At 73.8% G+C, this 24,266-nt stretch carries 21 protein-coding genes; 18 read left to right on the top strand and 3 right to left on the bottom strand.

From position 1 onward, the window contains the following. Positions 1 to 92 precede the first annotated feature (92 nt). The 5 genes from rpsO to AC0VX0_RS03240 all read left to right on the top strand — a co-directional run bounded on the left by rpsO (position 93) and on the right by AC0VX0_RS03240 (position 5,676). A complete protein-coding gene (rpsO, locus tag AC0VX0_RS03220) occupies positions 93 to 362 on the top strand; it encodes a 30S ribosomal protein S15 (RefSeq protein WP_017488396.1) in 270 nt (89 codons plus the stop codon). A 294-nt stretch (positions 363 to 656) separates the two neighbouring features. Continuing rightward, a complete protein-coding gene (locus AC0VX0_RS03225; protein ID WP_036315001.1) occupies positions 657 to 2,918 on the top strand; it encodes a polyribonucleotide nucleotidyltransferase in 2,262 nt (753 codons plus the stop codon). 83 nt (positions 2,919 to 3,001) lie between these two features. Next, positions 3,002 to 4,330 carry a M16 family metallopeptidase gene (locus tag AC0VX0_RS03230; RefSeq protein ID WP_036315003.1) on the top strand — a complete coding sequence of 443 codons (1,329 nt, stop codon included), beginning with the start codon at positions 3,002 to 3,004 and terminating at the stop codon, positions 4,328 to 4,330. Positions 4,331 to 4,373: 43 nt separating this feature from the next. Then, a complete protein-coding gene (gene dapB, locus AC0VX0_RS03235; protein ID WP_002855289.1) occupies positions 4,374 to 5,165 on the top strand; it encodes a 4-hydroxy-tetrahydrodipicolinate reductase in 792 nt (263 codons plus the stop codon). After that, a complete protein-coding gene (locus AC0VX0_RS03240; protein WP_049158275.1) occupies positions 5,158 to 5,676 on the top strand; it encodes a hypothetical protein in 519 nt (172 codons plus the stop codon). Before dapB ends, AC0VX0_RS03240 begins: the two co-directional genes overlap by 8 nt. A gap of 17 nt (positions 5,677 to 5,693) precedes the next feature. Here AC0VX0_RS03240 and AC0VX0_RS03245 read toward each other — a convergent pair whose 3' ends face one another. Continuing rightward, a complete protein-coding gene (locus AC0VX0_RS03245; RefSeq protein ID WP_221844746.1) occupies positions 5,694 to 6,965 on the bottom strand; it encodes a heparan-alpha-glucosaminide N-acetyltransferase domain-containing protein in 1,272 nt (423 codons plus the stop codon). A 41-nt stretch (positions 6,966 to 7,006) separates the two neighbouring features. Here AC0VX0_RS03245 and dapA point away from each other — a divergent pair, with 41 nt between their 5' ends. The 13 genes from dapA to dapF all read left to right on the top strand — a co-directional run bounded on the left by dapA (position 7,007) and on the right by dapF (position 21,960). Then, positions 7,007 to 7,924 carry a 4-hydroxy-tetrahydrodipicolinate synthase gene (gene dapA / locus AC0VX0_RS03250; RefSeq protein WP_036337647.1) on the top strand — a complete coding sequence of 306 codons (918 nt, stop codon included), beginning with the start codon at positions 7,007 to 7,009 and terminating at the stop codon, positions 7,922 to 7,924. Positions 7,925 to 7,938: 14 nt separating this feature from the next. Next, positions 7,939 to 9,624 carry a ribonuclease J gene (locus AC0VX0_RS03255; protein WP_036337644.1) on the top strand — a complete coding sequence of 562 codons (1,686 nt, stop codon included), beginning with the start codon at positions 7,939 to 7,941 and terminating at the stop codon, positions 9,622 to 9,624. Between the two features lie 54 nt (positions 9,625 to 9,678). Then, positions 9,679 to 12,858: an FtsK/SpoIIIE family DNA translocase gene (locus AC0VX0_RS03260; RefSeq protein ID WP_036337641.1), complete on the top strand. Its 3,180-nt coding sequence runs from the start codon at positions 9,679 to 9,681 to the stop codon at positions 12,856 to 12,858. After that, entirely contained in the window at positions 12,855 to 13,469 is a 615-nt protein-coding gene (locus AC0VX0_RS03265; RefSeq protein ID WP_036337638.1) for a CDP-alcohol phosphatidyltransferase family protein, read from the top strand. The genes AC0VX0_RS03260 and AC0VX0_RS03265 overlap by 4 nt, the downstream gene beginning before the upstream one ends. 10 nt (positions 13,470 to 13,479) lie before the next feature. Further along, positions 13,480 to 14,001, top strand: a complete 522-nt coding sequence (locus AC0VX0_RS03270; protein WP_336633738.1) for a CinA family protein — start codon at positions 13,480 to 13,482, stop codon at positions 13,999 to 14,001. A 79-nt stretch (positions 14,002 to 14,080) separates the two neighbouring features. After that, positions 14,081 to 15,358 carry a hypothetical protein gene (locus tag AC0VX0_RS03275; RefSeq protein ID WP_336633739.1) on the top strand — a complete coding sequence of 426 codons (1,278 nt, stop codon included), beginning with the start codon at positions 14,081 to 14,083 and terminating at the stop codon, positions 15,356 to 15,358. Positions 15,359 to 15,465: 107 nt separating this feature from the next. Next, positions 15,466 to 15,867, top strand: a complete 402-nt coding sequence (locus AC0VX0_RS03280) for a helix-turn-helix domain-containing protein (protein ID WP_036334756.1) — start codon at positions 15,466 to 15,468, stop codon at positions 15,865 to 15,867. A gap of 98 nt (positions 15,868 to 15,965) precedes the next feature. Continuing rightward, complete coding sequence (locus AC0VX0_RS03285) at positions 15,966 to 16,184, top strand: DUF3046 domain-containing protein (RefSeq protein ID WP_002856506.1); 219 nt, start codon at positions 15,966 to 15,968, stop codon at positions 16,182 to 16,184. 210 nt (positions 16,185 to 16,394) lie between these two features. Beyond that, a complete protein-coding gene (recA, locus tag AC0VX0_RS03290) occupies positions 16,395 to 17,459 on the top strand; it encodes a recombinase RecA (RefSeq protein ID WP_041104259.1) in 1,065 nt (354 codons plus the stop codon). After that, positions 17,456 to 18,472 (top strand): regulatory protein RecX, encoded by a 1,017-nt coding sequence (locus AC0VX0_RS03295; protein WP_145950913.1) that lies wholly within the window; start codon positions 17,456 to 17,458, stop codon positions 18,470 to 18,472. Before recA ends, AC0VX0_RS03295 begins: the two co-directional genes overlap by 4 nt. A gap of 39 nt (positions 18,473 to 18,511) precedes the next feature. Then, positions 18,512 to 20,059 (top strand): tRNA (N6-isopentenyl adenosine(37)-C2)-methylthiotransferase MiaB, encoded by a 1,548-nt coding sequence (miaB, locus tag AC0VX0_RS03300; protein ID WP_475451877.1) that lies wholly within the window; start codon positions 18,512 to 18,514, stop codon positions 20,057 to 20,059. Continuing rightward, complete coding sequence (gene miaA, locus AC0VX0_RS03305; protein WP_336633740.1) at positions 20,059 to 20,997, top strand: tRNA (adenosine(37)-N6)-dimethylallyltransferase MiaA; 939 nt, start codon at positions 20,059 to 20,061, stop codon at positions 20,995 to 20,997. The genes miaB and miaA overlap by 1 nt, the downstream gene beginning before the upstream one ends. 9 nt (positions 20,998 to 21,006) lie before the next feature. Continuing rightward, positions 21,007 to 21,960, top strand: a complete 954-nt coding sequence (dapF, locus tag AC0VX0_RS03310) for a diaminopimelate epimerase (protein WP_113913929.1) — start codon at positions 21,007 to 21,009, stop codon at positions 21,958 to 21,960. 57 nt (positions 21,961 to 22,017) lie between these two features. Here dapF and AC0VX0_RS03315 read toward each other — a convergent pair whose 3' ends face one another. Together AC0VX0_RS03315 and AC0VX0_RS03320 are read right to left on the bottom strand one after the other, a co-directional pair. Continuing rightward, positions 22,018 to 22,653 (bottom strand): class I SAM-dependent methyltransferase, encoded by a 636-nt coding sequence (locus tag AC0VX0_RS03315; RefSeq protein ID WP_061866721.1) that lies wholly within the window; start codon positions 22,651 to 22,653, stop codon positions 22,018 to 22,020. Between the two features lie 25 nt (positions 22,654 to 22,678). Next, positions 22,679 to 23,842 carry an NAD(P)-binding domain-containing protein gene (locus tag AC0VX0_RS03320; protein ID WP_129866791.1) on the bottom strand — a complete coding sequence of 388 codons (1,164 nt, stop codon included), beginning with the start codon at positions 23,840 to 23,842 and terminating at the stop codon, positions 22,679 to 22,681. Positions 23,843 to 24,266 lie beyond the last annotated feature (424 nt).

Consider the following 24,266-nt stretch of genomic DNA (forward strand, 5'->3'; position numbering starts at 1 on the left):
CTCCCTGCAGTCCGCGGTGGGGTGGGCCCCGCGTCGTCCGCCCCGGCGGGGCGCGGCCCGTGTTCGCGGTACCGAAGTGAAGGAGGCCCACCATGGCCCTGGATCCCGCTGTCAAGCAGCAGATCATCAAGGAGTACGCCACCCACGAGGGCGACACCGGTTCCCCCGAGGTGCAGATCGCGGTCCTGTCCCGCCGCATCAAGGACCTGACCGAGCACCTCAAGGAGCACAAGCACGACCACCACACCCGTCGCGGCCTGATGGCCCTGGTGGGTCGCCGTCGTCGCATGCTCGGCTACCTGCAGAAGGTCGACATCGAGCGCTACCGTGCGCTGATCGAGCGCCTCGGCCTGCGCAAGTGACCTGAGGAGGCGGCGCCGGAGCCCGCGGGGACCCGCGAGCGCCGGCGCCGCCTTTCGTCTGCCCCCGGACGCACGTAGTGTGTCCCGGGGGGAGACCGCCGCAGCCTGCGGCACTCCGGCGCGCCATGGCGCGCATCCCCGCATCATCGACACACCCGACGGTTCCGCGCCCATCGCCCGCGGTCCTCGACAGTGGCTCCCGGACCCCGCCGCACGGCGGGACGCCGAGGGCCTCGATCGAAGACCAGGGGGACAGGGACGCCTGCGGCGCCGTCCACCTGAAAGGAGGCCCTCATGGAGGGTCCTGAGATCACCTTCGCCGAGGCCGTCATCGACAACGGCTCGTACGGCAAGCGCACCGTCCGCTTCGAGACCGGGCGCCTCGCCCAGCAGGCCGCCGGCGCCGCCATGGTCTACATCGACGAGGAGACGTCGATGCTGTCCGCCACCACCGTCGGCAAGTCGCCCCGCGAGGGCTTCGACTTCTTCCCGCTGACCGTGGACGTCGAGGAGCGCATGTACGCCGCGGGCCGCATCCCCGGCTCGTTCTTCCGCCGCGAGGGCCGCCCGTCCACGGACGCGATCCTCACCTGCCGCCTGATCGACCGCCCGCTGCGCCCGGCGTTCGTCAAGGGCATCCGCAACGAGGTCCAGGTCGTCGTGACCGTCACCTCGATCGCCCCGGACGAGATCTACGACACGGTGGCCATCAACGCCGCCTCCCTGTCCACGCAGCTGTCCGGCCTGCCGTTCTCCGGTCCCATCGGCGGCGTGCGCATGGCCCTCATGGACGACGGCTCCGGCACGCGCCAGTGGGTCGCGTTCCCGAAGCACTCCCAGCTCGAGGGCGCCGTGTTCAACATGGCCGTGGCCGGCCGTGTGGTGGGCGACGACGTCGCCATCATGATGGTCGAGGCCGAGGCGACCCCGGACTCCTGGACCCTGGTCAAGGAGCGCGGCGCGCAGGCGCCCACCGAGGAGATCGTGGCCGAGGGCCTCGAGGCCGCCAAGCCCTTCATCCGCGCCCTGTGCGAGGCCCAGGCCGACCTGGTCAAGCGCGCCGGCAAGGACCCGGTGGACGTCCCCGTGTTCCAGGACTACCAGGACGACGCCTACGCCGCCGTCGAGAAGCTCGCCACGGACCGCCTGACCGAGATCTTCTCCATCGGCGACAAGCAGGAGCGCGAGTCGGCCTCGGACGCCTACCTGCTCGAGGTGCTCGAGGAGCTCGCCGGCGAGGGCAAGGACTTCGCCGAGCGCAAGGGCGAGATCGCCAAGGCCTACGGCTCCCTCACCAAGCAGATCGTGCGCCGCCGCATCCTCACCGACCAGGTGCGCATCGACGGCCGCGGCCTGACGGACATCCGCAAGCTGACCGCGGAGGTGGAGGTCCTGCCCCGCGTGCACGGCTCCGCCATCTTCGAGCGCGGCGAGACCCAGATCATGGGCGTCACCACGCTGAACATGCTCAAGATGGAGCAGCAGATCGACTCGTTGGCGCCGGAGACGGCCAAGCGGTACATGCACCACTACAACTTCCCGCCGTACTCCACCGGCGAGACCGGCCGCGTGGGCTCCCCGAAGCGCCGCGAGATCGGCCACGGCGCCCTCGCCGAGCGCGCCCTCGTGCCCGTGCTGCCGGCCCGCGAGGAGTTCCCCTACGCGATCCGCCAGGTCTCCGAGGCCCTCGGCTCCAACGGCTCGACGTCGATGGGCTCCGTCTGCGCCTCCACCCTGTCCCTGCTGAACGCGGGCGTGCCGCTGCGTGCGCCCGTGGCCGGCATCGCCATGGGCCTGGTCTCCGCCGAGGTGGACGGCCAGACCCAGTACGCGGCCCTGACCGACATCCTCGGCGCCGAGGACGCGTTCGGCGACATGGACTTCAAGGTGGCCGGCACCGCGGAGTTCGTCACCGCGATCCAGCTGGACACCAAGCTGGACGGCATCCCGGCCTCCGTGCTGGCCGCCGCCCTGACGCAGGCCCGCGAGGCGCGCCTGCACATCCTGTCCGTGCTGAACGCCGCCATCGACGCCCCGGACGAGATGGCCCCCACCGCCCCGCGGATCATCTCCGTGCGCATCCCGGTGGACAAGATCGGCGCGGTCATCGGCCCCAAGGGCGCCATGATCAACCAGATCCAGGACGACACGGGCGCGGACATCACCATCGAGGACGACGGCACCGTGCTGATCGGCGCCACCGACGGCGCCTCGGCCGAGGCCGCGCGCTCCGCGGTGAACGCGATCGCCAACCCGCAGGTCCCCGAGGTCGGTGAGCGCTACCTCGGCACCGTGGTGAAGCTGACCACGTTCGGCGGGTTCGTCTCGCTCACCCCGGGCAAGGACGGCCTGTTGCACATCTCCGAGCTGCGAAAGCTCAACGAGGGCAAGCGCGTGGACGACGTCGAGGACGTGCTCGGCGTGGGCCAGAAGGTCCAGGTCGAGATCACCAAGATCGACGACCGCGGCAAGCTGTCCCTCTCCCCGGTGGTGGCGGAGTCCGACGCCCTGGCCGAGACCGCGGACGCGATCGAGTCCTCGCAGATCGAGGCCTGATCCGCCCCGCCCGGCCCGGTGACCACGACGGCGCCGCACCCTCCCCGCGAGTGGTGCGGCGCCGTCGTCGCGCATGGGCGAGAATGGCCGTCATGAGTGTTCACCGTGAGATCCCCCTGGACTTCGACGGCGTGCTGGCGGACGAGGGCAACGGTTCCGTGGTGCGCCGCTCCGTGCTGCCCGGCGGCGTCCGCGTGCTCACCGAGGCCATGCCGGACCAGCGCTCGGTGACCATCGGCTACTGGGTGGCCGTCGGGTCCCGTGACGAGTCGCCCGAGGGCTACGGCGCCACGCACTTCCTCGAGCACCTGCTCTTCAAGGGCACTCCCACGCGCACCGCGATGGACATCGCGGCCGCCTTCGACCGCGTGGGCGGGGAGTCCAACGCCGGCACGGCCAAGGAGTCCACCGTCTACCACGCCCGCGTGCTGGACGAGGACCTGCCGATGGCCGTGGAGGTCCTCACGGACATGCTCACCTCCTCCCTGATCGACCCGGACGAGCTCGAGACCGAGCGCGGCGTGATCCTCGAGGAGCTCGCCATGGACGCGGACGACCCCGTGGACGTGGCCCACGAGAAGCTCGCCGAGGTCATGCTGGACGGCCACCCCCTCGGCCGGCCGATCGGCGGCACGCCCGAGACGATCCGGGCCGTCACCCGCGACCATGTGGTGGGGCACTACACGCACTGGTACCGCCCGGACGAGCTCGTCGTCACCGCCGCCGGCCACCTCGACCACGACGAGGTCTGCCGCCTCGTCCTCGCCGCCCTGCGCGCCTCGGGCTGGGAGCTCACCCAGGGGGCCCTGCCCGCCCCGCGTCGTGCCGTGGACACCGCCGGGGCCGCGGCCTCGCGGGTGCGGACCGGCACGCACACCGTCACCAAGGCGGTCGAGCAGGCCAACGTCCTCGTCGGCGGCCGCTCGCTGTCCACCACGGACCCGGACCGCTTCGCCCTGGGCGTCATGCAGTCCGTCCTGGGCGGGGGCATGTCCTCGCGGCTGTTCCAGGAGATCCGCGAGCGCCGCGGCCTGGCCTACAACACCTACTCGTTCTCCGCCGGGTACTCCGACGCCGGCTACTGGGGCCTGTACGCGGGCTGCCAGCCGGACCGGGTGGACGAGGTGGCCGCGCTGATGGAGGCCGAGCTGGACCGGATGGCCGAGGCCGACGTCACCGGGGAGGAGCTCGCGCGCGCCCACGGGCAGATCTGCGGCGGCACCGTGCTGGGCATGGAGTCCACGGGCGCCCGCATGTCCCGGCTGGGACGGGCCGAGCTGGTCACGGGGGAGTACGTGGACCTGGCGGCCTCCCTCGCCCGGGTCCGCGAGGTCGACGCCGGCCAGGTCCGGGCCGTGGCCGCGCGCCTGGCCGCGGGGGACCGGGCGCGCGTCGTCGTCGCCCCGGCCTGACCTCGGCCACGGCCGCCGGGGCGGGCCGCGTAGGCTGGAGGCCATGACCGAGACCCGCACCCCCTCCGCCGTGTCCGCTCCCGACGACGTCCCGCGCGTCGCGATCCTGGGCGCCCGTGGCCGCATGGGCCGCCACGCGGTGCCCGCGGTGCGAGCGGCCGAGGGGCTGGAGCTCGTGGCCGAGCTCGGCTCGCAGGACCGCCTGGACGCGGTGCTCGACGCCGGCGCCACCCACGTCCTGGACCTCACGGTCCCGGACGCCTCGCCCGAGAACGTGGCCTTCGCCGTGGAGCACGGGCTGCACACGGTCGTCGGCACGTCGGGCTGGGTGCCCGAGCGCCGCGAGCGCCTCGAGGCGCAGCTGGCTGAGCACCCGGGGGTGGGCGTGCTGATCGCCCCGAACTTCTCGGTCGGCTCGGTGCTGGCCTCGGCGTTCGCCGCGCAGGCGGCGCGGTACTTCGAGTCCGTCGAGCTCGTCGAGCTGCACCACCCGGACAAGGTGGACGCCCCGTCGGGCACGGCCGTGCGGACCGCCGAGCTCATCGGTGCGGCCCGGGACGCGGCCGGCGTGCCCGTCTCCCCGGACGCCACCGAGCACGACCCGGACGGCGCGCGCGGTGCCGTCGTCCACGGCGTGCACGTGCACGCGGTGCGCCTGCGTGGCCTGGAGGCGCACCAGGAGGTGCTGCTGGGCGGGCCGGGCGAGCAGCTCGTGGTCCGGCACGACGCGTTCGACCGCGGCGCCTACATGCCCGGCGTCGTCCTCGGCCTGCGGACCGTGGCCTCCCGCCCGGGTCTGACCTACGGACTGGACGGATACCTGGACCTTGGCTGAGCCCTCCCGCACCCCCGACGACGGCGCCGTGGGCCCGACCGAGCACGCCGCCCGTGCCCGCCGCTCGACCGTGATGAGCAAGGTGTGGGTCGGCTTCGTCTGCCTGCTCGTGCTGCTGTTCGCCGGGTTCGCCCTCAACGCGTCCGTCGCGCTGGTGCGCGCCCCGCAGCCGCTGGCCAAGGCGATCGGCGTGGGCGTCATCCTCGTGGTGCTGGTGACTGTGGCCGTCCTGGCCCGCGAGGTGTGGTTCGGCCGCCAGACCGAACGCCTGGCCGACCAGCTCGAGGCCGAGGGCGGGCTGCCGGAGGACGACCTGCCGCGCTCGCCGGGCGGCCGGATCGACCGGGAGGCCGCCGACGCCCAGTTCGAGCTGTACCGCGTGGAGGCCGAGGCCGCACCGCGCGACTGGCGCGCCCGCTACCGCCTCGCCCTGGCCTACGACGCCTCGGGCGACCGCCGCCGCGCCCGCGAGGCGGCCCGGGAGGCCGTCCGCCTGCACCGCGCCGGCTGACGCGGCCCACGCGTCGCTCAGCGCCCTGCGACGGCCCGTTCCCCACCCGCCCGGGAGAGCCGGGCCATCACGGCCTCGAGCGGACCCCGTCGGCCGCTGAGCTCGGCGGCCAGCCCGGCCGCGAGGCTCAGCACGACGAGGGCGGCGAGCAGTGCCCCGTCGGCCGGGTCGAGTCCGGTCGCGTCCACGAGCGCGAGCACCACGAGGTGCCCCACGTAGAGCGTGAGCGGGATGCGCCCCGCACCCACGAGCGGGCGCAGCGCGGCGTGCCCGACCAGCGGCCGGGCCAGCAGGCAGGCGCCCAGCACGGCGCAGGCCCAGCCCGCCGCAAGCACGGCGGCCACCACGGACCCGGAGTGCGGGGTCGGCAGGGCGAGCCACAGCGGATCCGGGATCAGCAGCGCGAGCCGCGGCTCGCCCGTGCGCAGCGTGAGCGCCGTCTCGACCGGGTCCGTGCCGATCGCCGCGGCGACCCGCCCGACTGTGCCCGGAGCCCGCAGCACCGCCGCACCGACGACGCCGGCCGCCGCCCACGCCGCGGCCCCGCCGCCGAGGATCCCGGCGGCCACGCGGGGACGGTCCAGCGGCAGCCGCCCCAGGGCCAGCCCCAGCACGAGGAACGCGCCCCAGGACAGGACGGGGTAGTAGCCCGTGACCGTGAGATCGGCCAGCAGCAGCCCGGGACGCAGCAGGTCCGCGGGGCCGGGGGAGAGCCAGAGCCGCCCGCCCACGAAGAACTCCTGGCGCCCCACGGCGGCCTGCGCGGCCGCGACCACCGCGAACACCAGCACCGGCCCGAGCACGAGCCACGCCCCCGCGATCACCCCCAGGGTGCGGGCACGCAGGCCCAGCAGGGGCAGCGCGAGCAGGAAGAGCAGGGCGTAGTGGCACAGGATGACGGCCACGGGGACCCCGAGCGTCCCGCACGCGAGCCCGAGCACGAACAGCAGGCCCGCGCGTCGGGCGATCCGGCGGCGCAGCGTCGCGCGCCGGGCCCCCGTGGCCGGCGTCGCGCCCCCCGTGGACAGGGCCAGCCCGACGCCGGCCAGCAGGACGAACAGCACCGAGGCGCGTCCGGCGAAGGACAGGAACGCCGGGTGCGGCGCCCCGTCCGCCGTCGCCGGGTCGAGGACGTGGACGGTGATCATGCCGAGCAGGGCGATTCCGCGGGCCGCGTCGACGCCGGGCAGCCGGCGACGCGCGGGCCGGTCCGGGCGGACGGCGGCGGGGGGCGGGGCGGGACGCAGGGCGGGCTCCTCTCGAGTCGCCGCGCGTCGCGGAGGGGCCACGGACGGCGCGGGCCCCCAGTCTCGCAGGTAGGGTGGGGCCCATGAGTGCCGTCCGTTCCGCCGTCATCCCCTCCGAGCTGCTCTTCGGCACGGTCGTGCCCGCCATGGTCACCCCCATGACGGACGAGGGCGCCGTGGACCTCGAGGCGGCCGCCGTGCTGGCCGAGCACCTGGTGGACCGCGGGGCCGACGGCCTCGTGGTCACCGGCACCACCGGCGAGACCTCCACGCTCACGGACGACGAGAACGTGGCGATGTTCCGCACCGTCGTCGAGGCCGTGGGGGACCGCGCCAGGGTCGTGGCCGGCACCGGCACCAACGACACGGCGCACACCCTCGAGCTGTCCCGCCGCGCGGCCGAGACGGGCGTGGACGGGCTGCTGCTCGTCACCCCGTACTACAACAAGCCCAACCAGGCCGGCATCCGCGCGCACTTCGAGGCCGTGGCCGACGGCGTGGACCTGCCGATCATGCTCTACGACATCCCGGGCCGCTCCGTGATGCCGATCGAGCCCGAGACGATCATCGCGCTCGCGCAGCACCCCAACATCCGTGCACTCAAGGACGCCAAGGGGGACCTGCAGTCCACCACCACCGTCCTGGCGCACACGGACCTCGACCTCTACTCCGGCGACGACGGCGCGACCCTGCCGCTCATGGCGCTCGGCGCCGTCGGGGTCGTCTCGGTGGCCGCACACGCGGCCCCCGAGCTGTACCGCCAGCTCGTGGACGCCGTCCACGCCGGCGACCTGGCCGGTGCCCGTGACCACCACTTCGCGCTGGACCCCGTCCAGCGCGGCATCATGACCCACGTCCAGGGCGCGGTGGCCGCGAAGGCCGTCCTCGCCGCCCAGGGCGTCATCCCGTCCGCAGCCGTGCGGCTGCCCCTCGTCCAGGCCACGCCGGACGAGCTCTCCGTCATCCGAGCCGACCTCGCGGAGGCCGGCATCACCTTCTAGAAGGGACCCGTTCCATGACCGCAGGCACCCGCCTGTCCACCCCGCCCAAGCTCAAGCGGGGCACCTGCCGCATCGTCCAGCTGGGCGGCCTCGAGGAGGTCGGCCGCAACATGGTCACCTTCGAGATCGACGGCAAGATCCTCATCGTCGACTGCGGCGTCCTCTTCCCCGAGGAGCACCAGCCCGGCGTCGACCTGATCCTGCCGGACTTCGACTACATCCGGGACCGCGTGGACGACGTCGTCGGCATCGTCCTGACCCACGGCCACGAGGACCACATCGGTGCCGTGCCGTACCTGCTGCGCCTGCGCGACGACATCCCCGTGATCGGCTCCAAGCTGACCCTCGCCCTGATCGAGGCCAAGCTCGAGGAGCACCGGATCAAGCCGCGCACCCGCGTGGTCAAGGAAGACGACATCGTCGAGTTCGGCCCGTTCGAGTGCGAGTTCGTGGCCGTGAACCACTCGATCCCGGACGCGCTCGCCGTCGCCATCCACACGGACGCCGGCACCATCCTGCACACCGGCGACTTCAAGATGGACCAGCTGCCGCTCGACGGCCGCATCACGGACCTGCGCGCCTTCGCCCGTCTCGGCGAGGAGGGCGTGGACCTGTTCATGACCGACTCCACGAACGCCGAGGTCCCGGGGTTCACCACCACGGAGGCGGAGATCGGCCCCACCCTCGAGCGCTACTTCGCCACGGCGAAGCGCCGCATCGTGGTGGCCTCGTTCTCCTCCCACGTGCACCGCGTCCAGCAGGTCCTCGACGCCGCCCACAAGCACGGTCGCAAGGTGGCCTTCGGCGGGCGCTCCATGATCCGCAACATGACCATCGCGGCGAAGCTCGGCTACCTCAACGTGCCGAACGGGATCCTCGTGGACATCCGCAAGGTGGACAAGTACCGCGACGACGAGATCGTGCTCATGGTCACCGGCTCCCAGGGCGAGCCGATGGCGGCCCTGTCCCGCATGGCCAACGGGGACCACCAGGTGCAGCTGGAGGAGGGCGACCTCGTCGTGCTGGCCTCCTCGCTGATCCCGGGCAACGAGAACTCCGTGTTCCGCGTGATCAACGGGCTCATGAAGCTCGGCGCGACCGTGGTGCACAAGGGCATGGCCAAGGTGCACGTCTCCGGCCACGCCTCCGAGGGCGAGCTGCTGTACTGCTACAACATCGTCGAGCCCGAGTTCGTGATGCCGGTGCACGGCGAGACCCGCCACCTGATCGCCAACGGCCGGATCGCGGAGAAGACCGGCGTGCCGGCCGAGAACGTCATCCTGGCCGGCAACGGCACGGTGGTGGACATGACCGACGGCCTCGTGAAGGTCGTCGGCGAGGTGGAGTGCGGCTACGTGTACGTGGACGGCTCCTCCGTGGGCGAGATCTCCGACTCCGACCTCAAGGACCGCCGTGTCCTGGGCGAGGAGGGCTTCCTCTCGATCATCACCGTGGTCAACCGGCAGACCGGCGCGATCGTGTCCGGCCCGGACGTCCACGCCCGCGGCATCGCCGAGGACGAGAAGGTGTTCGAGGAGATCAAGCCGAAGATCGTCCGGGCGCTCGAGGAGGCCGTGCAGTCCAGCAAGGACCACACCGCCCACCAGCTCCAGCAGGTGGTCCGCCGGACCGTCGGCACGTGGGTCAACCGCAAGCTGCGCCGCCGCCCGATGATCATCCCGGTGGTCCTGGAGGCCTGACCCCTCCGGGTCGCCATGCCTGCCGTGTCCGCGGTTCGCGGTAGTTTGGTGGGCATGGCGACCCGTACTTCCCCCACGCGTTCGTCCTCCTCCTCCGCCACGTCCCGCTCCGGCTCCGCCGGACGCCGAGGCTCCGGACGGAAGGGGTCGACCGCGACCGTCCCCGAGGCCGACCGGCCCGCCGCGCCCCTGCGCGCCCTGCACACCCTGTGGATGGGGCTGGCCACGCCGGTCGGCGCCGGCTTCCGCAAGCTCGGCCCGGACGTGCGCATCGACCGCGAGGAACGCCGTGACGGCACCGGCCTGCTCCTGCTGCTGCTCGCCGCGCTGATCGCGGCCGTGGAGTGGTGGGGCCTGCGCGGCACCGCCGTCGGCCGCGTGGTGCACGGGGTGGTGGGCGGCACCGTCGGGTGGTTCGCCCTCCTGGTGCCGATCGCCCTGCTCGTCGTGGCCGTGCGCTGCTTCCGCCACGCCACGGACCATCGCGCCAACGGGCGCATCATCATCGGCCTGCTCACGGCGACCGTCGCCGGCTCCGGCATCGCCCACCTCGTGGGCGGTGTGCCCTCGGCCGCCGAGGCCTTCGAGGACATGCTCGGCGCCGGGGGCATGGTCGGCTACCTGGCGACGGCGCCGCTGGCCTCCCTGCTGACACCCGTGCCCGTCTGGGCCCTCATGATCCTGCTGGCCTTCTTCTCGGTGCTCGTGCTCACCGCGACGCCCGTCGGTGCGATCCCGCAGCGGATCGCGGGAGGCTACGACTGGCTCACGGGCCAGGACCCCGAGGGCGCCTCCGAGCAGCGGGCCGCCCGCCGCGACGAGCGGCGCCGGGCCCGTGAGGTGCGCCGCGAGGCCGAGGACCTCGCCACCCCGCTCTCCGTGGACGCGGAGACCGGGCGCACCCACCCGGGCCACGACCAGTCCTACCTGGACGGACCGGCCGCCGGCTCCCACGCCGCCGGGGCCTCCCGCCCCGGCCTGTTCGCGCGCCTGTTCGGCGGGCGCCGGGCACGCGAGGATCAGGCCGCCGACGCCGCCCCGGAGCGCACCGCCGGCACCGCCTACGACTCCCCGGTGATCCACGAGGCCGAGGCCGGCTCCCACGCCGCCCCCGAGGCCGAGACCACCCGGGTCCTGCCCCGACCCGCCCCGCGGCGGGCCGCTCGCGGGGAGCAGGGCGTGTTCGACGCCGAGCAGCCCGCCGCAGACGCGCGTGACCCGCGGGACGCGGACCAGGACGCCTCGGACGACTTCGACCCGTGGGTGGACGAGGACGACGCGCCCGAGGACGCGGACGCCGAGCCGCAGCCACCCGCCGGAGTGCGCCGGCCCACGGCCGCGGACCGTGCCCTCGAGCAGGTCCGCGAACACGCCCGCGCCCAGCGCGAGACCGCCGCCCCGGCCGCCGCAGCCCTGGAGGAGGACGCGGGGGAGGACACCCCGTTCGCCCTGGACGACGCCCCAGGCCAGGGCTCCGGGACCGCCGCGCCGTCGTCGTCCTCCGCCGTGCCCGCCAGCACCCCCGCACCGGTGCCGCCGGTGACCGCCGAGCCGGCCCGCGGCACCCAGTCCCCGCTGGGCGGGGACGTATCCTACACGCTGCCGCAGTCGGCCCTGCTCCCGGCCGGCCCCCAGCCGAAGGAGCGCTCCGAGGCCAACGACCGGGTCGTCGCCGCCCTGACCACCACGTTCACCGAGTTCAAGGTGGACGCCCAGGTCACCGGGTTCTCCCGCGGGCCGACGGTGACGCGCTACGAGGTCGAGGTCGCCCCCGGCACCAAGGTGGAGAAGGTGACGGCGCTGGAGAAGAACATCGCGTACGCGGTGGCCTCCTCGGACGTCCGGATCCTCAGCCCCATCCCGGGCAAGCGCGCGATCGGCATCGAGATCCCCAACACGGACAAGGAGGTCGTGGCCCTCGGCGACGTCCTGCGCTCGCAGGCCGCCCAGCGCACCGACCACCCGATGGTGATGGGCGTCGGCAAGGACGTGGAGGGCGGCTACGTGGTGGCCAACCTCGCGAAGATGCCCCACATGCTCGTGGCGGGCGCCACCGGCGCCGGCAAGTCCTCGTTCGTGAACTCGATGATCACCTCGATCCTCATGCGCTCCACCCCGGACGAGGTGCGCATGGTGATGGTGGACCCCAAGCGCGTCGAGCTCACCGCGTACGAGGGAGTGCCCCACCTGGTCACCCCGATCATCACGAGCCCGAAGAAGGCGGCCGAGGCGCTGCAGTGGGTCGTCAAGGAGATGGACACCCGCTACGACGACCTCGCGGCGTTCGGCTACAAGCACGTGGACGACTTCAACAAGGCCGTCCGGGCCGGCCAGGTGAAGCTGCCGCCGGACTCCAAGCGCGTGCTGCGCCCGTACCCGTACCTGCTGGTCATCGTGGATGAGCTCGCGGACCTGATGATGGTCGCCCCGCGCGACGTCGAGGACGCGATCGTGCGCATCACCCAGCTGGCCCGTGCGGCCGGCATCCACCTCGTGCTCGCCACGCAGCGGCCGTCCGTGGACGTGGTCACGGGCCTGATCAAGGCCAACGTGCCCTCCCGCATGGCGTTCGCGACGTCGTCGGTCACGGACTCCCGCGTGGTCCTGGACCAGCCCGGCGCGGAGAAGCTGCTCGGCCAGGGCGACGCCCTGTTCCTGCCGATGGGCAAGTCCAAGCCCATGCGCGTGCAGGGGGCGTGGGTCAACGAGTCCGAGATCCACGCCGTCGTGGAGCACGTGAAGTCGCAGATGCAGGTCCAGTACCGCGCGGACGTGATCCCCGAGAAGACCGAGAAGGTCATCGACGAGGACATCGGCGACGACCTGGACCTGCTCCTGCAGGCCGTCGAACTCGTGGTCACCACGCAGTTCGGCTCCACGTCCATGCTGCAGCGTAAGCTGCGGGTGGGCTTCGCGAAGGCCGGCCGCCTCATGGACCTCATGGAGTCCCGCGGCGTCGTGGGCCCCTCCGAGGGCTCCAAGGCCCGCGACGTGCTGGTCAAGCCCGACGACCTCGCGGACGTGCTCGCCACCATCTCCGGAGACACCCCGCCCTCGGCCACCTCCGGCGACGGCGACGCCTCGGCCGGAACCGGCGACGGCGACGCCTCGGCGTCGGCCGCTCCGCGCGACCTGGTGCAGGAGGACCTGGACTCGCGCCCGGCCGCCGTGGACTGGAACGACGAGGACGATGATGAGGGATCGGAGGACGCGTGGCAGCTGACGGGCAGATGAGCGCGGCTGGCGGGGCGCAGCACGTGTCCGCCTGGAACCTGCCGAACATCCTGACCTCGGTGCGCATCCTGATGGTGCCCTTCTTCGCCTGGGCGCTGTGGGCCGGCGGGCCGTGGGGCGGCGACTCGCTCGTCGCCCGCTGGGTCGCGCTGGCGCTGTTCGCGGCGGCCATGTACACCGACAAGCTCGACGGGGACATCGCCCGCGCCCGCGGGTTGATCACCGACTTCGGCAAGATCGCGGACCCCATCGCGGACAAGCTGCTCACGGGCACGGCCCTCGTGCTGTTCTCCCTGCTGGGGGAGCTGTGGTGGTGGGTGACCATCGTGATCCTGGTGCGCGAATGGGGCATCACCCTGATGCGCTTCGTGGTGATCCGCTACGGCGTGATGCCGGCCGGCCGCGGCGGCAAGCTCAAGACCGTGCTGCAGACCGTGGGCATCGGCCTGCTGCTCCTGCCCTTGGCCCCGGTCGTGGGCGGCTGGTGGCCGTGGGCCGGCTGGGTGGTCATCGGGGCCGCCACCGTGCTGACGGTGCTGACCGGCCTGGAGTACGTCAAGGACGCGTGGGTCCTGCGGCGGGACGCCCTCGCCGCCCAGCGGGGGGCCTGAGGCGATGACCATGGCAGGCGCCCAGGACGTGGTGCACGCGCTCGCGCACGCGGGCCGCACGGTGGCGACGGGGGAGTCCCTCACCGCCGGCCTGCTGGCCGCGCGCCTGGCCGACGTCCCCGGGGCGTCGGCCGTGCTGCACGGTGGCGTGGTGGCCTACCAGAACGCCGTGAAGACCGGCCTGCTGGGTGTGCCCGAGGACCTGCTCACGCGGGTCGGGGCGGTGGACGCGGACGTGGCCCGACGGATGGCCCTCGGCGCCCGCGCGGCCCTGGGCGCCGACGTCGGCGTGGCCACCACGGGCGTCGCCGGGCCCGAGCCCCACCAGGGCCGGCCGGTGGGCACCGTGTGGCTCGGCCTGGCCGTGCCCGACGCGGACGCGAACGCGTTGGACGTGCTCGGCGGCGAGCGCGACGGCGCGGCCACCGCGATCCTCCTCCGGCTCGACGGCGACCGGGCCGCGATCCGGGAGGCCACCGTCGCCGCGGCGCTGCGGGCCCTGACGCGCCTGCTCGCCGGCCGCGGCCACTGAGGCGGCACGGGGGCGCCGACTGACCCGCCTTGGCGCCCCGTCCCTGGTGGCGGCCCGCCCCGCCGCGTAGGTTCGGGCGATGGAGACCGCATCGCCTCCCACCCCGCCCGAGCGTGCACCGCAGGACGGCGCCGACGCCCCGGGTCCCCGCGTGATCGGACTCGTGGCCGACCCGGGCACCCCGTGGGCGCTCGTGCGCCGCATCGCCGGGGACGTCCAGGACCGGCTCGACGAACGCCTGCCGCAGCCCGGCGGTTGGCGGGTCGAGACGCGGCAGGAGTCGCTGCCGGTCGGTGCGACCGGGGGCATGGTCCTGGAGGAGCCGGTCCGCTCCCTCGCGGACGGGCAGGGATGGGACACGGTGGTCGCCGTCGTCGACCTGCCCCGGTTCGACGACCGGCGCGGCGTGGTGGCGGACGTCGTGCCGCAGCTGCGGGTCGGCGTCGTGTGCGTGCCGGCGCTGGGGGTCATCACCCCGGCCCGCCGGCTGCGGGAGACGGTGCTGCGGATCGTCGAGCACATCGACACCGCCCCCCACGTGGACCCGCCGGACGGGGAGCTGGACGTGCAGTCCTCCGACGAGTCAGGCGAGGTGGAGGAGGACGGCGGCCGGTCCCCGGCGGACGGGCTCCCCGAGCCCGACACGGGCGCGCTGCGGGGCATCGCCCCGCTGGTCGACGTCGACGCGGACGTGACCACGACCACCCGGATGGGCGGCGGGTCCCGGCGCACGTCCACGGTGTACGTGAAGGGCTGGACGGGCACGCTGCGTCTGCTGGCCGGGATGGTGATGGCCAACCGGCCGCTGCTCATGCCGCGGGACATGACGTTCACGATCGCGTCGGCCAGCGCGGCCGGTGCCTACGGCGTGTTCTTCGGCTCCATCTGGGTGCTCTCCAGCGTGATGTCCCCGGGGCGGCTCGCGGCGGTCAGCGTGCTGTCCGTGGTGCTGCTGGTGGCGTGGCTGGTCACCACGAACGGTCTGTGGACGCACGGTGCGGCCCACCGGCACAGCTCGCGGCTGGACAACCTCTCCACCGTGCTCACCGTGGGCCTGGCCTGCACCGTGGTCTACGTGCTGCTCTTCGTGACGCTGCTGCTGGTCGCGCTCATGATCATCCCCGTGGAGTACCTGGAGGAGGAGCTCGACCAGCCCAGCGGTGTGGTCGACTACGTCCGGCTCGTGTGGCTGGCGGCGTCCATGGGCACGATGGCCGGGGCCGTCGGCTCGAGCCTGGACGACTCCCACCGCATCCGGAACGCCACGTACTCCCTGCGGGAACGGCATCGGCGCTCGGAGCGGTACGCCGGGGCCGGGGAGGGCCCGACGGCGGGGGAGACCATGTCTCGGGAATGAACGCGACCCCGCTCGACGTTGAATGTAACGAGTCAAGAAGAGTGCCTCGCGGGATCAGGCCCGCGGCCCGGCGCCCTTCAGGAAAAGTCCAGGAGTAGGCGATAGACATGATGCGACATCCCGTCCATTCCCACGGAATCACGCGCTGGGTCGATGACCAGCCCCGTCCCCGCGCGGCCACCCCCGACATCAAGGAGCGCAGCATGCCCCTCCTCCGCCACGAGATCGGCGACGTCCTGCGCGACGTCCGGCAGCTCCAGGGCCGCACCCTGCGCGAGGTCTCGCACGATGCCCGTGTCTCGCTCGGCTACCTGTCGGAGGTGGAGCGCGGCCAGAAGGAGGCCTCCTCCGAACTGCTGGCCTCGATCTGCCAGGCGCTGGACATCCCGCTGTCCTACCTGCTGCGGGAGGTCTCGGACCGGCTGGTGGAGCAGGAGGGCATGGTCGTCCCGGACACCCTGCCGGACGACCTGACGGACCCGAGCCTGGGCTCGCTGGCCGGCCGCTGACTCCGCCACTCCCACGGCGCGGGCGCCCCGTCTCGGGGCGCCCGCGCCGTCTGCGTCCCCGTCCCTGACCCCGTGACCGACCACAGAGAGGACCGTCCGTGCGCGAGAGCGAGTTCCGCCGGCTGATGGACGAGGAGTTCGGCCCCGCCCGGGCCGGCCTCGTGGCCGACTCCCTGCACCTGCCCGGTCTGGACACCACCGCGACGGCGGCGCTCGCCGCCGGCGTGGACCCGCGGCGGGTCTGGCTGGCGGTCTGCGACCTGCATGAGATCCCGCAGGAGCGGCGTCTCGGTCGGGACGTGCCGCCGAAACGCTGACGCCGCGACGCGCTGGCGGGGCACTGCCCCTGTTCGAACACGTGTTCGAAGAATGCGGTAGAGTCCTGCACAGCAGTGCGACGGGGTGATCTCGTGCACAGGCGGGGCCGGCCACGCTTATCGTGTCCGCCGCCCCCCGTAGATTCACGGACATGACCGAGGCGGGCGCTCCAGCGTCCGCGGCAGCACCACCAGAGCTAGGGGTGAAGGATGAGCAAGGTGACGGATCGCGAGAAGGCCCTCGAGGCCGCTCTCGCCCAGATCGACAAGCAGTTCGGCAAGGGTTCCGTCATGCGGCTGGGGGACCAGACCCAGGCACCCGTCGAGGTCATCCCCACGGGCTCGGTGGCCATGGACGTGGCCCTGGGCATCGGCGGCCTGCCGCGCGGCCGCGTGGTGGAGATCTACGGCCCGGAGTCCTCGGGCAAGACCACCCTGGCCCTGCACGCGGTGGCCAACGCGCAGCGCAACGGCGGCATCGCGGCCTTCATCGACGCGGAGCACGCCCTGGACCCGGTCTACGCCCGCCAGCTCGGGGTGGACACGGACGCCCTGCTGGTCAGCCAGCCGGACACCGGCGAGCAGGCCCTGGAGATCATGGACATGCTCGTCTCCTCGGGCACCCTGGACATCGTCGTCATCGACTCCGTGGCCGCGCTGACCCCGCGCGCCGAGATCGAGGGCGAGATGGGCGACTCCCACGTCGGCCTGCAGGCCCGCCTCATGTCCCAGGCGCTGCGCAAGGTGACCGGCCGCCTGCACCAGACCAAGACCACGGCCATCTTCATCAACCAGCTGCGCGAGAAGATCGGCGTGTTCTTCGGCTCCCCGGAGACCACCACGGGCGGCAAGGCGCTCAAGTTCTATGCGTCCGTGCGCATCGACGTCCGCCGCATCGAGACCCTCAAGGAGGCCGGCAACCCCGTCGGCAACCGCACCCGCGTGAAGATCGTCAAGAACAAGATGGCCCCGCCCTTCAAGCAGGCCGAGTTCGACATCCTCTACGGGGTCGGCATCTCCCGCGAGGGCGGCCTGATCGACATGGGTGTCGAGGAGGGCATCGTCAAGAAGTCCGGCGCGTGGTTCACCTATGACGGGGACCAGCTCGGGCAGGGCAAGGAGAACGCCCGTCGCTTCCTCAAGGACAACCCGGACCTCGCCAACGAGATCGAGGAGCGCATCCTCACGAAGCTCGGCATCGGCGTGGCCCCGGAGGCCGAGGACGACGAGGCCCCGGCCCTGACCGCGGTTCCGGGGGACACCGCGGCCGGATGACCCGATCGCGCCGGAACGTCGGAGGCGGGGCCGCCCACCGGTCGGAGACGACCGGCCGGAGCGGCTCCGCTCCCGGTGCGTCCGCGTTCGACGACGCCCGGGACTCGGACGTGGGCCGGATGTGGCTCGATCTGGCCGGCGCACCGGAGCCGACGTCGTCCGACGCGGACGCCACGGAGGCCGCGCGGAACGCCGTGCCCGCGCACGATGCCGGGACCCCCGCGGGGGACGTCCCGGATCCCGCCCCCGGCGTGGCACCGGATCTCGGGGCCCTGCTGACTCGCGCGAGCGACCTGCCCAGCCCCGCGCCCGGCGCCGGGCCCCGGACGCTGCCCTGGTCCGGGCGCGAGGACACCCGGGCGGACACCGAGCGCCGGGGCCGACAGCGGGCCACCACGCCCCCGCGGCGTGGCCGTCCTCGCGACGAGGGACGCCCGGCCGTGGATCCCCGCCCCGCCGTCGAGACCGACCGCCCCCGACGTCGCCCCGGCCCGGCGCCCCTGCCCACCGCACCGCGTGAGCGCGAGGAGGCCGCACGCGAGGTCGTCCTGCGCCAGCTCGCCCTGGGCCCCCGCTCCCGCGGCCAGCTCGAACGCAAGCTCGCCGAGCGCCAGGCCGAGCCCGAGCTGATCGAGCGCGTCCTCGACCGCTTCGAGGAGGTGCGCCTCGTGGACGACGCCGCCTTCGCCGAGGTCTGGGTCCGCAGCCGTCACCGAAGCAAGGGCCTGGCGCGCCGTGCCCTCGGGCACGAGCTCCAGCAGAAGGGCGTGGACCGGGAGATCGCCGCCGAGGCGCTCGAGGCCATCGACGGCGAGGACGAACGGGCCGCCGCCCTCGACCTCGTGCGCCGACGGCTGCGGGGCCGCACCGTCCCCGGCGGTGCCTCGCCGGAGGCCCGGGCCGAGCGGGACAAGGTGACCCGCCGCCTCGTCGGCATGCTGGGACGCAAGGGCTACGGCGGCGGCCTCGCGTTCGCCGTCGTGAAGGAGGTCCTCGCCGAGCACGAGGAGTGAGCGGACCCGGGCCGCGCCCGGAGTTCCTAGAATGGTGCGGTGACTCTGACGGACCCCACCCCCCGCACCACCCCGCTCGCGCAGGACGGCGCCGCCGCGCGCCCGCACGAGGGCCTGACCTATGAGGTCCGCACCTTCGGCTGCCAGATGAACGTGCACGACTCCGAGCGCATCTCCGGCCTGCTCGAGTCCACCGGCTACGCCCCGGTCGCCGAGGACGCCCAGGCCAACCTCGTGGTCTTCAACACGTGCGCGGTCCGCGAGAACGCGGACAACCGCCTGTACGGCAACCTCGGCAACCTGCGTGCGGTGAAGGACGCGCACCCGGGCATGCAGATCGCCGTCGGCGGGTGCCTCGCCCAGAAGGACCAGGCCGCCATCCAGCGCAGGGCCCCGTGGGTGGACGTCGTCTTCGGCACCCACAACATCGGCTCCCTGCCCGTGCTGCTGGAGCGCTCGCGCCACAACGCCGAGGCCGAGATCGAGATCCTCGAGTCCCTCGAGGTGTTCCCCTCCACCCTGCCCACCAAGCGCGACTCCACCCACTCCGGCTGGGTGTCCATCTCCGTGGGCTGCAACAACACGTGCACGTTCTGCATCGTCCCGTCGCTGCGCGGCAAGGAGAGGGACCGCCGCCCCGGGGAGATCCTCGCCGAGGTGCAGGCACTCGTCGACGCCGGCGCCGTCGAGGTCACGCTGCTGGGCCAGAACGTGAACACCTACGGCGTCGAGTTCGGCGACCGCGGCGCGTTCGCCAAGCTGCTGCGCGCGTGCGGGGAGATCGAGGGCCTCGAACGCGTCCGCTTCACCAGCCCCCACCCGGCCGCGTTCACGGACGACGTCATCGACGCGATGGCCGAGACCCCCAACGTCATGCCGCAGCTGCACATGCCCCTGCAGTCGGGCTCGGACAAGGTGCTCAAGGACATGCGCCGCTCCTACCGGTCCGCGAAGTTCCTGCGGATCCTGGAGAAGGTGCGCGAGCGCATCCCGCACGCCGCCATCACCACGGACATCATCGTCGGCTTCCCCGGGGAGACCGAGGAGGACTTCGCCGAGACGATGCGGGTGGTCGAGGCCTCCCGCTTCTCCTCCGCGTTCACCTTCCAGTACTCCATCCGCCCGGGGACCCCGGCCGGGAAGATGGACCACCAGGTGCCCAAGGCCGTCGTCCAGGAGCGCTTCGAGCGCCTCGTGGCACTGCAGGACCGGATCTCGGCCGAGGAGATGGCCACGCTCGTCGGCACCCGCCAGGAGCTGCTCGTCACCGCCGACTCCGGCTCCAAGGCCGCGGAGCGCGGCCGCCTGTCCGGGCGCGCACCCGACAACCGGCTCGTGCACTTCTCCGTGCCCGCCGGCGCCGAGACCCCCCGCCCCGGCGACTTCGTCACCGTGACGGTCACCGAGGCCCACCCCTTCTTCGCCGTCGCCGACCCGACCGCCCAGGACTACGTCCTGCGCCGCTCCCGCGCCGGTGACGCGTGGGACCGCGCCCAGGCCGAGTCGTGCGGCGCGCCCGCCCCCGGCATGGCGGGCGGCTCCGGGGCCACGAGCCTCGGCATGCCGACCCTGCGCCCGCGGTCCTGATGTCCGCCGCCGCGGCCCGCCCGCCCGTCGTCGCCGTGGTCGGGGCGACGGCGACGGGCAAGTCCGCCCTCGCCGTCGCCCTGGCGCACGCGCTGGACGGCGAGGTGGTCAACGGGGACGCCCTGCAGTTCTACCGGGGGATGGACGTGGGCACGGCGAAGGTCACCCAGGCGGAACGCGAGGGCGTCCCGCACCATCTGCTGGACGTGCTCGACGTCGGCCAGGAGGCCTCGGTGGCGGCCTTCCAGTCCGCGGCCCGCGACCTGTTCGACCAGATCCGCGCGCGGGGCCGGACCCCGATCCTCGTGGGCGGCTCCGGGCTGTACGTGCGGGCGGCGCTGGACGTGCTCGAGTTCCCGCCCACGGACCCGGCGCTGCGGGCCGAGCTGGAGGCGCGCGCGAAGCGGGAGGGCCTGGCCGGGCTGAGGGCCGAGCTGGCCGCCCTGGACCCGGTCTCGGCGGAACGGCTGCAGGACGCCCGCCGCATCGTGCGCGCGCTGGAGGTGTGCCGCCTGACGGGCCGCCCGTTCTCCGCGTTCATGCCGGAGCGCACGTACGCCCCGGAGGTCGCTCCCGTCGTGCAGCTCGGCCTGCGCCTGGACCGGGCCGAGCTGCACCAGCGGATCGCGGCCCGGGTGGAGCGCATGCTGGCCGAGGGCCTGCTGGACGAGGTCCGCCACCTCGACGTCCCCGGGCCGGACGGGCTGCGGCAGGGACCGACCGCGTCCCGCGCGATCGGCTACGCCCAGATGCTCGCCGTCCTCGACGGCGAGCTCACCGAGGCGGAGGCGGCCGAGCAGACCGTCGTGGCCACGCGCCGGTTCGCCCGCCGTCAGGAGACCTGGTTCCGGGCCGACCCGCGCGTCGTCTGGCTCGACGCGCAGGGCGAGGACGTCGTGGCGGAGGCGCTCGCCGTCGTCGCCGGGGACGCCACCTAGACTGGGCCCATGACCGAGCAGCCCGCGGCGCCCGCCGCCCAGGACCCCCTCCACGCGAGCGCGCCGCGCGTGCCGTTCACGAAGGGCCATGGCACGGGCAACGACTTCGTGCTGATCGCCGACCCGGACGGCAACACGCAGCTCGACGCCCAGCGCGTCGCACGGCTGGCTGACCGGCACCGGGGGGTCGGCGCCGACGGCGTCATCCGCGCCGTGCGCTCGGCACGCCTGCCGGAGGGTGAGGCGCTGCTCGCCGAGCACCCCGAGGCCGAGTGGTTCATGGACTACCGCAACGGCGACGGCTCGATCGCCGAGATGTGCGGCAACGGGGTGCGCGTCTTCGTGCACTTCCTGGTCGAGAAGGGCTTCGTGGACCTGGCCCCCGGCCGGGCGATCACCATCGGCACGCGCGCCGGCGTGAAGGCCGTGACCCGGCTCGAGCACGGCTACGCGATCGACATGGGCCCCTGGTCCTACCTCGACCCCGAGCTGGCGGAGGAGGCGGCGTCGGACTCGATGGTCCGCGCCCACGGCCTCACCGATCCGCGTCCGGCGCTGAGCGTGTCGCTGGGCAACCCCCACACCGTGGTCCCGCTGGCCTCCTTCGCCGACCTCCAGGGCCTGGACCTGGGCCGCGCCCCCGAGGTGGACCCCGCTCCGCCGCTCGGCACGAACGTCGAGTTCGTGGCCGCGCACGAGCCGCTCGTGCGCGAGGGCGTCGGCCGCGTGCGGATGCGCGTGCACGAGCGCGGGGTGGGCGAGACCCAGTCCTGCGGGACGGGCGCGTGCGCGGTGGCCGTGGCGATGCGCGCGTGGTCGGGCGACCAGGGCACCGACTCGTGGCTCGTCGAGGTGCCCGGCGGCGTGCTGGCCGTGGATGTCGTGCCGGGCCCGGAGGGGGCCGAGCACGTGGTCCTCTCGGGCCCGGCCGAGCTGGTCTTCGACGGCGAACTCACCGCCTGACCGCTGTCGTTCGGGAAACGGCAGGCCACGGACCGCTGTCGTTCGGGAAACGGCGCCTCAGCGCGCCCGCGCCACCCGCAGGATCCGGAAGCCCTTGACGCTGTTCGCCCGCTCCGCGGTGAACCGGCCGGGCGCGCGCGCCTCGAGCATCCGGCCGATCCACGGCAGCAACGAGTCCGCGCCGAGGTTCTTCTGCACCACCAGCCAGGCCTCGCCGCCGGGGGCCAGGCGTGGCAGCCACCGCTCCAGCAGGGCGTGCAGCGCCGGCTTGCCGATCCGGATGGGCGGGTTGGACCAGATGAGGTCGAACTCCGCGCCCTCGGGGACGTCCTCCGGCCGCAGTGCCACGACATTGCCGAGGCCCAGGGCCGCGGCGTTGTCGCGGGTCAGCTGCAGCGAGCGGTCGTTGACCTCCACGGCGGTCACCTCCGCCTCGGGCGACCGCAGCGCCAGCGTGAGGGCGATCGGTCCCCAGCCCGCGCCGACGTCGAGGAACCGGCCCCTCGCCGGCGGCGCGGGCACGGCCGAGAACAGGGCCGCGGTGCCCTTGTCCAGACCGTCCGGGGAGAAGATCCCGTTGGCCGTCTGGACCTCGACGTCGCGGCCGGCCAGGCGGGTCCGCAGGGTGCGGCGCCGCTCGGGCGCGGAGGGGTCGGCGTCGAAGTAGTGGGATGCGGAGCTCACGGCGACCATGGTAGCCAGCAGGTCGTCGCGGCCCTCAGCCCGACGCCGGCCCGGCCAGGTCCGCGAGGATCGCGCGCACGGCGTCGCGCCCGGCGCGGTTGGCCCCGACCGTGGACTGGGAGGGCCCGTAGCCGAGGAGGAACAGGCGCGGCTCGTCCAGGGCGCGCCCGCCCGCCACGCGGATGCCGCCGGCGGGCGTGCGCAGCCGCAGCGGAGCGAGGTGCCGGATCGCCGGCCGGAAGCCGGTGGCCCAGAGGATCACGTCCGCCGGTTCGAACGAGCCGTCGGGCATCCGCACCCCGTCCGGCTCGACGGCCGTGAACATGGGGTGGCGCACCAGCACGCCTCGTGTCTCGGCCTCGCGCACCCAGGACGAGCGGTGCATCCCGGTCGCCCCGACCACGGAGCCCGGCGGCAGGCCCGCACGGGTCCGTTCGTCCACCCCGCGCACCGACTCGGCCAGGGCGCCGGGCGCGGCCGAGTCCTGCCACTGCGGCTCGCGGCGGGTCACCCACAGGGTGTCCGCGACCGTGGAGATCTCGGCCAGCAGCTGCGTCGCCGAGACGCCCATGCCCACGATCACCACCCGCTGCCCGGCGAACTCGTCCTTGGACACGTAGTCACGGGTGTGCAGCTGCCGGCCGCGGAACGAGCGCATCCCGGGCACCGAGGGCCACCGTGGGGACGTCCAGGTGCCGGTCGCGTTGACCACGAAGTCCGCCCGCCACGTGCCCGGCGCCCCGTCCGTGCGGACGAAGAACCCGCGCGCACGTCCCGGCTCGCCGATCCGCTCGACGCGCCTCACACGCACGGGCCGCCGGATCGGCAGGGCGAACCGTGCCTCGTAATCGGCGAAGTAGGCCGGCAGCAGGGTGTTGGCGTGCGCGGCCGGGTCGGCCGGCGGCACCGGGTCGCCGGGCAGCTCGTGGATGTGGTTGACGGTGGACATCGTGAGCGAGTCCCAGCGGTGCTGCCACGCGCCGCCCGGGGCGGTCTCCGCGTCGAGCACCACGAACGTGCCGGGGGCGTCGTCGGGGACGCCGGCGGCGCCGTCGTCGTTCGGACCCAGCCCCACGAAACCGCGGCGGCGCAGGTGGTAGGCGGCGGACAGCCCCGCCTGGCCCGCGCCGATCACGACGACGGTCGCCCGGCCCGTCCGGCCGGGCCGCGGCGGGGCGGGGGAGGGGGATGCGGTCATGCCCGCAGGATACGTGCGCGTCGTCAGCGGACCGGGCGCCGGGGCCCCTGTCGCGCACGCGCGCCGCCCGGTACACTCGATGCTCATGTGGATCTTCCTGCGCTGACGCCCCCGCGTCACTGCCCGCCCCGCCCCTTGTGCGCCCGCCTCGGATGAGGCCGTCGAGCGCGCCCCGGCACCTGATGGAGATCCCACCATGGACTATGTGGTCCGTCCCTGCACGCCCGCCGACGAGACCTCGTGGCTGCGGTGCCGCGTGCTCGCCTGCCTCACGCTGACGGAGCCGCCGCGAGATCGTCGCAGCGCGGCACCGACCTCCGCCTACCCGGCCGTGCGCGTCACCCAACACGTCCGCCCCCTGCGGACAGCCGCCTAACGCGTCCGCCGACCCCTCTACCCTGAGACCATCGGGCCGCCCGACCGC

This window comes from Micrococcus sp. iso_26 (genome assembly GCF_056172975.1).